Genomic DNA, 10,706 nt, shown 5'->3' on the forward strand with positions numbered 1-10,706 from the left:
TTCCGCGTGCCCGGGCGCGCGTCAGGCCGCCGCGAGCGCGTAACGCCGGCAGTGTTCGAGATAGCCGACCTCGTGACTGCCGACCAGTTCCACGATGCTGCTCCACAGCCACAACGGCGCGTCGATGGACTTCGGCTTCGTGCGCTTCAGTTCGCCGAGCCAGCTTTTGCGTGTGGCGCGGTCCATCTGCCTGCCGTGCGCCTGACCGACGACGAACGCGAGATAGCGCGCCACTTCCATCGCTTCCGTTGGCCCGATGTGTTCGATCTCCAGCTTCAGGTCCTGCGGCAGCAGCTCGCGCAGAATCACGGGACGTCCCTGCAAGGTCGCGGATCGCATGCGCTCGCCGAGATGCGGCGACAGGTTGCGCGCGCCCTCGACCACGCGTTCGGCGTTGTCGCGCGGCATGTTCGTGCCGGGATAACGCGGCGCGGCGGCCTTCACGCCTTCCTTGATGTCGATGAGGCACAGGTCGTCGCCTTCGACCACGCCGCCGTCCACGTCGAGCAGCACCGCGTAACGCAGGCGTCCGAGCGAACTGCAGCCTTTGACCCAGTAGGCGGCGTCGAGCACGGTGACCTTGCCGGTATCCGGACGACCGCGCAGGCTCGTCGCGAGCTTGGCGAGCGTCTCCTTCTGGAAGAGCGCCTCGATCTCCGCGCGCTCGTCCTTGTTGACGGGCCAGAAGCGGCTTCCGTACGGAATGGTCGGCTGCGTGTCGTCGAGACGTTCGAGCGCCAGATGCTTCCACGAACGGCGCACCGCTTCGCGCATCACCACGCGCACGACTTCGGGCTTGCGGCAGAGGTCGTCGGCGTCGCTGTCGGCGTCGGCGTCGAAGGCGAGCGCGTAGCCCTCGAACAGGGCTTCGATCATGTTGATGGTCGTGACGCCCGGCAGCGCGGAGCCGCGCGCCGTGGTCGCGAGCGAGAGGCCGAGCCGGATCAGGTCATGCACCGGATTGCCGATGACCGTCTGGTCCAGATCGCGAATCTGAATCTCGATGCGCTTGTTGGCGTCCGCCACGGGGCCCAGGTTGCCGGTGTGACAGTCGCCGCAAATCCAGATGGCCGGGCCTTGCGGCAATCCGCGTATCTCCGCCTGTTCGAGCCAGTCGTAGAACTTCGAGGTGTTACCGCGCACATAGGCGTGCGTCGAACGGGCCATCTTGGCATTGCGTCGGGCCGTGAGTATTTCCTGCCGGCTCTCGAATTCGGGTACTTTTTGCTTGGATGGCTTGGGCATGAATCGTCTTGCGGGATAGTGTCGCGCGGGCTTTTCTCGTGCACCGCACAAGATGTGCCTGCCGCTTTAAAGACGTTATGTCGCGCGCGCATCAGGCACGCTGAATGCGCCGTGGTCCGCACTCGACATGCTGTCAGGTGCCGCTTTGCAATCCCCTCCGTTCAGACTGACCGACTGGCATCGCTTCCTGTTCGGCAACGCGTCATGGCACTTTCTGCTGGAAGTGCTGCTCAGAACCTGCGCGACTTACGTGCTGCTCGTCATCGCGATGCGCTTGCTGGGCCGGCGCGTCGCCGCGCAGTTCACGCTCTTCGAAATCTCGATCGTCGTGACACTGGCGGCGGCCATCGGCGTGCCGTTGCAGGCCGCGAATCGCGGCATGCTGCCGCCGTTTCTGATCGCGCTCGTCGCGGTCGCGCTTCAGCGCATCATCGCGGCGGCGGGCATCACGCACCGGCGCGTGGAGACGATGATATCGACCGATGTCACGCTGCTCGCCCGCGAAGGGCGGCTCGAACACGCCGAGCTGGCGCGCGCCGCGATGCCCCGCGAAAAGGTCTACGAAGCGATGCGGCTCGCGGGCTGGCAGCATCTCGGCCAGATCAGCCGCCTGTACATGGAGCCTTCGGGCGCGTTCTCGTTCATCCCCGCGCGGCCCGCGAAGCCGGGCTTGTCGGTGCTGCCCGCCATCGACGAGGAATTGCGCGACGAAGCCCGCGTGCCGGGCTGCTCCGCGTGCCTGCAGTGCGGCAACACGGTGCAGACCGAGGAGAGCGGCCACGCCGGCGATCTGCGCTGCGACAACTGCGGATCGCGCGAGTGGACGTACGCCGTGACCGAAGTGGAGCGCTGATGCCTTTTATCGAGCGACTGCTGATCGGCGACGGGCCGTGGGCTTTTCTCATCGAGGTCATCCCGCGCGCGGTCGTGATGTATTTGATGCTGCTCGTCGCCATGCGCATGATGGGCAAGCGCGTCGCGGCGCAGTTGAGCATCACCGAACTCGCCGTCATTCTGATGCTGGGCGCGGCCATCGGCGTGCCCATTCAGGTGTCGTCGCAGGGCGTGCTGCCGGCCGCCGTCGTGCTGCTCGCCGTGGTCGCGCTGCAACGCCTGAGCGCGAAGGCCGGTCTGCGCTGGCGCAGATTCGAAGTGCTGGAGCAGGGCGACGTCACGATTCTCGTGAAAGACGGCCGCATACTGCTCGATGAACTGAAAGCCAGCCAGGTCTCGCGCGAAATGCTCGCTTCCGAGCTGAGGGCGGCGAACGTCGCGCATCTCGGGCAACTGCGCCGCGTGTACATGGAGGCGTCCGGGTCCATCAGCATCGTGTGGCGAAAGGAGCCTTTGCCCGGGCTCACGGTGCGGCCGGACATGGAGCGGTCGCTGCTCGACGCCATCGGCGCGAAGGGCTATTTCTCGTGCTGGAGCTGCGGCGTCACGGTGCAGTCGGACGAGCGTCCTGACCGGCCGTGCGAGGCGTGCGGCTACGAGCGGTGGGAATCCGCCGTGCGCGTGCCCGTCGAGCGGTCGACGGCCACGGATACCGGCGCCGCCGCAGACACCGAACAGACCGCGGCTAGCTAAGCCGCCAACGTCTTGCCGATGCCACCCACCGGCCCGGCGCGCGCCGGTCACATTGCTTACACATCCCCCCGCTACGCTTCCGTGCGCTGAGTGCAACTGCCCACTTGCCGAGAGGACGCATGAAGAGAGCCGAAAGACGCCGCCACGTAGCGGCGGGCATCGCCGTATTCGCGTGCGCAACCGTTGGCGGCTGCAACAGCAACAGCAATAGCGATACGGCAGCCGACCCTGCCGCGGCCGCGCCGGCGCGCGCAAGCGCGCAAGCGGATGCCGCGACCGCGGGAACGAGCGAACTGGAGAACTGGGCGATCTCGGCCACGTCCACCGGCACGCCCCGTCCGTCGCAAGCGCAGTCCGCGCAGGCCGTCTCCGCGCAGGCATCGTCCGATGCGCTCGCGCCGCCGGTCATTCACACGGTCGACTGACGCCTTCCCTCTCTTCCCCAGGCACACGGATGACAACCCATAACAGACGTGACTTCCTGCGCGCGGCCATGCAGACCGCCGGCGCGGCCACCGCACTCAATATCGTTCCGCTCGGCATTCGCCAGGCGCTCGCCATTCCCGCGAACAACCGTCACGGTTCGATCGAGGATATCGAGCACATTGTCGTGCTGATGCAGGAAAACCGCTCCTTCGATCACTACTTCGGCATGCTGCGCGGCGTGCGCGGTTTCGGCGATACCCGCGCCGTGCGGCTCGCGAACGGCAAGACCGTGTATCACCAGCCGATTGCCGCCGGCGCGGGCGACGTGCTGCCGTTTCATCCGGGCGCATCCAACCTCGGGATGCAGTTCCTGCAAGACCTGCCGCACGACTGGGTGAGCGGCCAGGGCGCGTTCAACGGCGGCCGGTACGATCAATGGGTGCCGTCCAAGGGCACGACGACGATGGCGTACCTGAAGCGCGACGACATCCCGTTCCACTATCAGCTCGCCGACGCCTTCACGATCTGCGACGCGTACCACTGCTCGACCAACACGTCGACCGATCCGAACCGCTACTACATGTGGACCGGCTACGTGGGCAACGACGGCAAGGGTGGCGGTCCTGTCGTCGACAACGCGGAAGCGGGCTATGGCTGGTCCACGTTCCCCGAAGTGCTGGAGCGCGCGGGCATCTCGTGGAAGATCTATCAGGACATCGGTACGGGTCTCGACGCGAAGGGCTCGTGGGGCTGGACGCAGGACCCGTACATCGGCAATTACGGCGACAACTCGTTGCTTTACTTCACTCAGTACCAGAACGCGCAGCCGGGCAGCCCGCTGTATGAGAAGGCGCGTCGCGGCACCAACGCCGCGGCGGGCGAAGACTACTTCACGAAGCTCAGGCAGGACGTGCAGGCGGGCACGCTGCCGCAGGTCTCGTGGATCGTCGCGCCGGAAGCGTATTCCGAGCATCCGAACTGGCCGGCGAATTATGGCGCGTGGTACGTCGATCAGGTGTTGCAGGTGCTGACCTCCAACCCGGACATCTGGAGCAAGACGGCGCTCCTCATCAACTACGACGAGAACGACGGCTTCTTCGATCACATCGTGCCGCCGTTTCCGCCGGCATCGAGCGCGAACGGGCTCTCGACCGTCGATACCAGCCTCGAAATTTTCCCCGGCAGCCAGAAGTACGCGGCGGGTCCGTACGGCCTCGGCGCGCGCGTGCCGATGATCGTCGTGTCGCCGTGGTCGCGCGGCGGCTGGGTGTGCTCCGAAACGTTCGACCACACGTCGGTCATCCGCTTCATTCAGAAGCGCTTCGGCGCGTCGCACGGGCTTCCTGAGCCGAACATCACGCCGTGGCGCCGCGCGATTTGCGGCGATCTGACCTCCGCGTTCGACTTCCGCAATCCGAATCGCGGCCTGCCGACGCTGCCGGGCACGTCGTCGTACGCGCCGCCCGACAAGGCGCGTCATCCCGACTACGTGCCGGTGCCGCCCGTCGTCGGCGCGATGCCGAAGCAGGAGCCGGGCGTTCGTCCCGCCCGCGCGCTGCCGTACGAACTCTTCGTGCGCACGCACGCGAACGCGAGCCAGCGCACGGTGGCCTTCGACTTCGTGAACACGGGCGCGGCGGGCGCGGTGTTCCTGCTGTATCGGCAGGGCAGCACCGATGCGCCGCGCACCTACACGGTGGAGGCCAACAAGCGCCTCGCCGATCACCTCGCGACGAACGCCGACGGCAGCTACGACTTCGTCGTGCACGGGCCGAACGGGTTCCTGCGCCGGGTGGCGGGCAAGGCGACGGCATCGCATAGCGGGTGGTCGCGCGAAGAGGCGCTGCCCGAAGTCGCCGAAGGCTACGACGTCGCGAACGGCAATCTGCAACTGCGTCTGAAGAACAACGGCAGCGGGCCGTGCACGTTCAGCGCGACGAACGACTACGAGCCTTCGAAGACCGTGACGCGGCGCGTGGCGGGCGGCGAGACCGCGCAGTTGTATCTGGACCTGCGCGCGTCGCACGGCTGGTACGACGTGCGCGTGACGGTGGATACGGACAGCACGTTCGCGCGCCGTTTCGCCGGGCACGTCGAGACCGGCTGCGACAGCATGAGCGATCCCGCGCTGTCGGCGTAGGCGGTACCGGCGAGGCTAGCGCGCGGGCTGAATGTCGCGCGCGGCCTCGCGTTCGATCCATGCAAGGAACCGCTCGACGCGCGGCAAGTCGGCGTTCTGGCTCGGATAGACGAGATGATGCGCGCCGACTTCGACCGCGTGGCTCGCGTCGAACACCGGCACGAGCACGCCTTCGCTGATCTTGACGGACGCGAGCATCAGGCTTTCCAGCGCGATGCCGAGCCCGAGCGCCGCCGTTTCGATCGACATGTACGAGCGGTCGAACGAGAAGTCGAAAGTCTTCTGCGGCGCGGACACGCCGGTTCTGCCGAACCATTGCTTCCACTGCACGAGCGGCGTCTCCGAATAGATCAGACGATGCGAGAGCAGGTCGTCCGGCGTCTTCACGGGATGGCGTTCGAGGTACTTCGGCGAGGCGAGCGGCGCGATAAATTCGCCGCGCAAGGTCCGCACTTCGAGATTGGTCCAGTTGCCGTAGCCATGGCGGATGTCGATGTCGTAATAGCCGTTCGAAAACGACACGTTCTCGTACGAGCACGCGAGATTGAGCTGGATATCGCCGTTGTCTTCCTGAAACGACGAGAGGCGCGGCAAGAGCCACATGAGCCCGAAGCTCGGGCTGGAATGCACGCGCAGGATGTCCACTTCCTTCTGGCTCGATGCGCGCTCGGTCGCGCGGCTCAGGTCCGCGAGCAGGCCCGTGACGTCGGACAGATAGCGTTCGCCGGCGGGCGTGAGCACGAGGCCGCGTCCGGAGCGCTGAAAGAGCGGCTGCCCGATGATGCCTTCCAGATTCGCGATCTGATGGCTCACCGCCGACGCCGACAAGCCCATCTCCTCGGCCGCGCGATTCACGCTTTTCGTGCGCGCGACGCTCTCGAACGCGACGATGGCCTTGAGCGGCGGAATACGCATAGGTGCTGAGTGTGGTTGTGGTCGGTTGTGGTCGATTGTGGCTGATGGTGAAGCGCCGGCCCGCATTATCCGATTTTCGCCTGTAACGCGCGAGCGCCGCGCGCGGCACGCTACATGCTGTGCCCTCCTTCAAACATCACACCCATACGCGGAGGCACACCATGGAATTCGAGTATCGTTCATGCAAGATTCACACGTCGGCGAGCATCGAAGACGGAAGCATCGTCGGCAATGCGCGCATCTATATGCCGCCCGCGAACGAAGGCGACGACATCGAATCGCACGACATGGAGTTTCATCTCGCCTTCGTCGATGAAAACGAGGCGATTGCCTTCGCACGCGAACGCGCGATGGCGTGGGTCGACGAACACGAGGCGCTCGCGCTCTGAACGAACGCACGAGAGCCTGCGATGCCCGCCGTCGTGCTCACGACGGCGGCTTGCTTTTGCTCTTCGAATTGACCGAGCGTTCGCGAGCCGCATCCGGGTTGTCCGCGTTCAACTGCTCGCGCGCGCGGTGATAGTACTCGTCGGCCCGGCCGGCTTGCCGGCCTTCGGCCTCCCACATGTAATAGGCCAGCGTGCGAATGCGCTGTTCGAGGGCTTCACGCGTCATCGCGTCGCGTGCATCGTCGTCCTCGTGGTCCGGTGTGCTCGACATTCTCTCGTCCTGTGAAGTGGGCGCGCTGCGCGCAGTTCGATTCTAGGGCCGCCACGCGCGCCTTGGAAGTTGTCCACTGCATTCGCCGTGCCGGCGCGAGCCGCGAACCGCGAACCTAATGCTGCGCTTCGAGCGCGCCCGGAATCAGCACCTTGCCGGCGTAGTTGAGCGCGTCGTCGAGCGGCTCGATTCCGCTGAACGACATGTCCGCATAGTCGAGCCGGCGATAGAACGCGGTTTCCATCAGTTCGCCTTTCGTGCGTCGATAAAAGATGCGCCCCGCGAGATACAACTGCGGCTCGCCGGGCGCCGGGGCGTGCGCGGCAATGGCGCCGCCGAAGGTCGTGCGCGTATCGCCGTCGAACCAGGCCCACCACTCGGCGTTGGCGTCGAGCAGCGTGCCCTTCGTGATGACGGAGGTAACGGTGTAGCCCCAGCCCGCTCTCGGCAAAGCATGCCGCGCGTCGCATCATGGACACCTCCCTCGTTTTATTGAAGGCGACCGCGGCGCCAGGAAAGCCCGGCCGCGTGACGCGATACGTTCGCTTTAGTTCGAACAGGCTGCGTACGATTTCGATGCGCGCGTCGCTCCGGTTCGCCACGGCCAGACGATGCTGCCGTTCATCGCGTGCATCGCGGTCGCGAAGGCAAGCGGGATGATCGACAGACTCGCGCAGACGCTCGCGAGGCACGCCGGAGAACACGACGCGCGCCGCGCGAGCGACCATTGCTTCGGGGACGGATGGGCGAGCATGAGGACTCCTGCTTCACGTTGCGATGTCGGCGTGGCGAAGGAGCAATCCACAGTCCCGCGGCGAGGCCGCTCTGGCCGGCTCGGCATGGCGGAGGGGCATGTGGATTGCATCGTCTGTATGAACCTCGATGAAGAAAGGAGTCGCCATGCATGCAACGACACGCAACATCATCCTGGGCTCGATGCTCGTACTAGCCGGCAACGTTCATGCGGCCGGCGGAGGACTCGGCTGCGGCGGAGGCGGCTGCGTGAACAACGGACAGGGCGGCAGCACGTCCGGCGGCGCGGGAACTTCGGCAGGACAATCGGCCGAAGCTTCCGGTACGCAGCGATCGTCCAACGTCTCGCCGGGCACGGTGTCGAAAGGCGGGCAGGGAAGCGGCATGAGCCGCGACATGGGCGGCGCGATGCCGTTCGGCGCGCAAAGCGGCAAGCCTTCGCCCGTGACGAAGCACGATGCCGGTGGCTCGCAGGGTTGGTAAGCGCGGATCAACCGGAAGCGCGCAGCGTACCGAAGAGACCTCGCAGCGCGGTGCGCAACAAATCGCCCGATGTGGGCTTGCTGACGAAGCTCATCGCGGGCGCATAGGTCAGCTCGAACACGAGCGCGCCGAGCACTTCCGGCTTGACGTCGAGCTCGGGATCGAACCGGAGCAGCACCTCGCCGAGCGCCTTCCATTGAGCGCGCAGCACCTTCTCCTGCGACTTGCGAAAGGCGTCCGCGGGCTTCGTGACGCGCGAGTATTCGAGGATCAGCATCGGCCAGTTGCCAAGCCGCGAACTGCGCGTCGCCCATGCCGCAATACGGTCGATGGCTTTCTCGATGCTCTGCGCGCCCCGTAAATCGGCCAGTATCTGATCGAGACTGACGCGCCCGTGTTCTTCCAGCACGCCGAGAAAGAGCTCGTCCTTTCCCGCGAAATTCGAATAGACCGCGCCCTTGCTGAAACCGGCTTCGTCGGCGATGCGGTCGAGCGAGGCGGCGGCGTAGCCATCGCGGGCGAAATGCTCTTTCGCGACCGACAGTAACCGCTGCCGCGTAAGCGCCTGAGTTTCCTCGCGCGAAAGCCTTGCCATGTTCGAATCCTCTCGATGTTGAATTTTGCCGACGCCCGATACTAGCAAGTAAAGGCAGCGTCGGAAAGATTCGTGTTAGCATCCGGATACTCCGCAGTATCTAAAAACCGGCGAGTATGTTGAACTATTAAGAGGCCGAAGGCATGTACAAGAAGGGCGCCGCGCTCGAATTGCAGTTCTCATCGGCGCGGTTGAACAACGGCGCGGGCGATCCGTACTGGATCGATCTGACTGCGCAGGAAGCCATGCGGCTGCACGCTGAACTCGGCGCGTTTCTGGCAAAAGGCGTCGATGCGCAGGCGGGGCCGCTCATCGTCTCGCTGGACGAAGACGTGCACGGCGAATTCCACGAATCGGATGGTCGGGGCGTCGCGCCCGAACCCGCGGCGTCCGCGTTCACGCAATGGGTCTGCCTGATCTGCGGATGGATTTACGACGAAGCCGCGGGCGACCCCGAGCACGGCATCGCACCGGGTACGCGCTGGCGCGACGTGCCGGATGACTGGCGCTGTCCGCTCTGCGACGTCGGCAAGGACGACTTTGCGCTCGTCGAGTTTTGATACTCGGCGCTGCCGCTTTATGCCAGCGTGCGCGCCCAATGCCACGCCATCGGCCCGCAAATGATGCCCCACGTGAGCACGCAAATGACGAGCGCGACAGTGACGGCCGCGCTTCCGCGATCCTTCGCCCGGCGCGAGAGTTCGTGACGTTCGAGCGAAATGCGATCGATGGCCGCCTCGATGCTCGAATTAATCAGTTCGACTAGCAACACGAGCAGCACCGACGCGGCCAGCAGCACGCGCTCGGCTGCACTCACAGGCACGATGAACGCCACCGGCAGCAGGACGACTGCAAGGCCGACCTCCTGGCGAAACGCGCTTTCCTCTCGCCAGGTCACGACGAGGCCGTTCCACGAGTGCCGCAGCGCGAACAGGCCGCGCAATGGGCCGCTGCGCTTGTGCGGCGTGGAGTTTGTCCACGGAGAGGGTGAGTTGCGTCGTGCCATCGGGGTTTAGGGGAAGAGAAGCGTGCGCGGTTGGATTCTGGCGAGCGGCTGCGCTCGACCGCCCGCGTGACAAGAATATAGCTTCGGATAGCAGGCAACATCTGCCTGCGCAATTTCAAGGCAACTAACGGTCTCCCAAACCGGCATCTCCAAAGCGGTCACGGGCCGAGCGCCCATGACCGCCACTTCGCTGAGGCTTATACAACCGGCAGCGCGCTGAGCTTGCCGATGGTATCCGCGCACGCATGCGCGGCTTCTCGGCCTTTCACGAGGAAATGCTCGCGAAAGAAGCCGACGTGCTCCTCGCCGTGATGGAAATGATGCGGCGTGAGCACGGCGGAAAACACCGGCGTGCACGTTTCGAGCTGCACCTGCATCAACCCGTTGATCACGGCCTGCGCGACGAATTCGTGCCGGTAGATGCCGCCATCGACCACCAGTCCCGCCGCCACGATGCCGGCATAACGCCCGCTCTGCGCGAGCCGCTTCGCGTGCAGCGGAATTTCGAACGCGCCGGCGACTTCGAAGAGATCGATGTCGTCGCGCGCATAGCCGTGTTGTTCGATTGCCTGGAGAAAGGACGTCTTGCACTGATCGACGATATCGCGATGCCAGCAAGCCTGAACGAACGCAATGCGAGGACGGCGAGCGCCCGCAGCCTGTACTGCCTGTGATTCGTTGAGAATGGATGTGTTCATGGACTTCAGCCTGTTTGTGTGAACAGGGCGAAGGACGGTGGGGGGGGGGGGGGGGGGGGGGGGGGGGGGTGGGGGGGGGTGGGTGGGGGGGGGGGGGGGGGGGTGGGGGGGGTTCTGGTGATGTGGGGTGTGGTGTGGGTGGTGTTTTGTTTTTTTGGGGTTGATGTCGGGTTTGATGTTGTTTTGGGTGAGCTGGGT

15 protein-coding genes are annotated in these 10,706 nt (G+C 65.3%); 7 read left to right on the forward strand and 8 right to left on the reverse strand.

Annotated elements, in window-relative coordinates; all coding sequences use genetic code 11:
- Nucleotides 1-21 precede the first annotated feature (21 nt).
- The gene (locus NCR34_RS27435) at nucleotides 22-1,245 is read right to left on the reverse strand and encodes a DUF2252 domain-containing protein (protein WP_248323593.1); all 1,224 of its coding nucleotides are present in this window, start codon (nucleotides 1,243-1,245) and stop codon (nucleotides 22-24) included.
- A gap of 145 nt (nucleotides 1,246-1,390) precedes the next feature.
- On the opposite strand from NCR34_RS27435, the gene NCR34_RS27440 reads away from it, so the two are divergent.
- From NCR34_RS27440 to NCR34_RS27455, 4 genes are all read left to right on the forward strand, one after another.
- Nucleotides 1,391-2,098 (forward strand): DUF421 domain-containing protein, encoded by a 708-nt coding sequence (locus NCR34_RS27440; RefSeq protein WP_248323592.1) that lies wholly within the window; start codon nucleotides 1,391-1,393, stop codon nucleotides 2,096-2,098.
- Nucleotides 2,098-2,832 (forward strand): DUF421 domain-containing protein, encoded by a 735-nt coding sequence (locus NCR34_RS27445; protein ID WP_175943630.1) that lies wholly within the window; start codon nucleotides 2,098-2,100, stop codon nucleotides 2,830-2,832. The genes NCR34_RS27440 and NCR34_RS27445 overlap by 1 nt, the downstream gene beginning before the upstream one ends.
- A 119-nt stretch (nucleotides 2,833-2,951) precedes the next feature.
- Nucleotides 2,952-3,257: a hypothetical protein gene (locus NCR34_RS27450; protein ID WP_250501377.1), complete on the forward strand. Its 306-nt coding sequence runs from the start codon at nucleotides 2,952-2,954 to the stop codon at nucleotides 3,255-3,257.
- Between the two features lie 29 nt (nucleotides 3,258-3,286).
- Entirely contained in the window at nucleotides 3,287-5,398 is a 2,112-nt protein-coding gene (locus NCR34_RS27455; protein ID WP_250501378.1) for a phosphocholine-specific phospholipase C, read from the forward strand.
- Nucleotides 5,399-5,413: 15 nt separating this feature from the next.
- On the opposite strand, the gene NCR34_RS27460 is transcribed toward NCR34_RS27455, so the two are convergent.
- A complete protein-coding gene (locus NCR34_RS27460; protein ID WP_248323588.1) occupies nucleotides 5,414-6,313 on the reverse strand; it encodes a LysR substrate-binding domain-containing protein in 900 nt (299 codons plus the stop codon).
- A gap of 161 nt (nucleotides 6,314-6,474) precedes the next feature.
- Between NCR34_RS27460 and NCR34_RS27465 the strand changes: the two genes are divergently transcribed.
- Nucleotides 6,475-6,702: a hypothetical protein gene (locus NCR34_RS27465; RefSeq protein WP_175943622.1), complete on the forward strand. Its 228-nt coding sequence runs from the start codon at nucleotides 6,475-6,477 to the stop codon at nucleotides 6,700-6,702.
- A 37-nt stretch (nucleotides 6,703-6,739) separates the two neighbouring features.
- Here NCR34_RS27465 and NCR34_RS27470 read toward each other — a convergent pair whose 3' ends face one another.
- The 3 genes from NCR34_RS27470 to NCR34_RS27480 all read right to left on the reverse strand — a co-directional run bounded on the left by NCR34_RS27470 (nucleotide 6,740) and on the right by NCR34_RS27480 (nucleotide 7,727).
- Nucleotides 6,740-6,973, reverse strand: coding sequence for a DUF2934 domain-containing protein (locus NCR34_RS27470; RefSeq protein ID WP_244140179.1), 234 nt, complete (start codon nucleotides 6,971-6,973; stop codon nucleotides 6,740-6,742).
- A gap of 115 nt (nucleotides 6,974-7,088) precedes the next feature.
- Complete coding sequence (locus NCR34_RS27475) at nucleotides 7,089-7,424, reverse strand: hypothetical protein (protein WP_250501379.1); 336 nt, start codon at nucleotides 7,422-7,424, stop codon at nucleotides 7,089-7,091.
- Nucleotides 7,425-7,520: 96 nt separating this feature from the next.
- Nucleotides 7,521-7,727, reverse strand: coding sequence for a hypothetical protein (locus NCR34_RS27480; protein ID WP_250501380.1), 207 nt, complete (start codon nucleotides 7,725-7,727; stop codon nucleotides 7,521-7,523).
- A gap of 146 nt (nucleotides 7,728-7,873) precedes the next feature.
- Between NCR34_RS27480 and NCR34_RS27485 the strand changes: the two genes are divergently transcribed.
- Complete coding sequence (locus NCR34_RS27485) at nucleotides 7,874-8,209, forward strand: hypothetical protein (protein ID WP_248323585.1); 336 nt, start codon at nucleotides 7,874-7,876, stop codon at nucleotides 8,207-8,209.
- A 7-nt stretch (nucleotides 8,210-8,216) separates the two neighbouring features.
- On the opposite strand, the gene NCR34_RS27490 is transcribed toward NCR34_RS27485, so the two are convergent.
- Entirely contained in the window at nucleotides 8,217-8,804 is a 588-nt protein-coding gene (locus tag NCR34_RS27490) for a TetR/AcrR family transcriptional regulator (protein WP_248323584.1), read from the reverse strand.
- A gap of 143 nt (nucleotides 8,805-8,947) precedes the next feature.
- Here NCR34_RS27490 and NCR34_RS28140 point away from each other — a divergent pair, with 143 nt between their 5' ends.
- Nucleotides 8,948-9,364 carry a rubredoxin gene (locus NCR34_RS28140; protein ID WP_248323583.1) on the forward strand — a complete coding sequence of 139 codons (417 nt, stop codon included), beginning with the start codon at nucleotides 8,948-8,950 and terminating at the stop codon, nucleotides 9,362-9,364.
- Between the two features lie 17 nt (nucleotides 9,365-9,381).
- Here the strand turns inward: NCR34_RS28140 and NCR34_RS27500 are convergent, their stop codons facing one another.
- Together NCR34_RS27500 and NCR34_RS27505 are read right to left on the reverse strand one after the other, a co-directional pair.
- A complete protein-coding gene (locus NCR34_RS27500; RefSeq protein WP_248323582.1) occupies nucleotides 9,382-9,810 on the reverse strand; it encodes a diacylglycerol kinase in 429 nt (142 codons plus the stop codon).
- A gap of 197 nt (nucleotides 9,811-10,007) precedes the next feature.
- On the reverse strand, nucleotides 10,008-10,508 hold the full coding sequence (locus NCR34_RS27505) for a 6,7-dimethyl-8-ribityllumazine synthase (RefSeq protein ID WP_248323581.1): 501 nt from the start codon (nucleotides 10,506-10,508) through the stop codon (nucleotides 10,008-10,010).
- Between the last annotated feature and the right edge of the window lie 198 nt (nucleotides 10,509-10,706).

This window comes from Caballeronia sp. GAWG1-5s-s (assembly GCF_023631445.1).
Classification (GTDB): Bacteria; Pseudomonadota; Gammaproteobacteria; order Burkholderiales; family Burkholderiaceae; genus Caballeronia.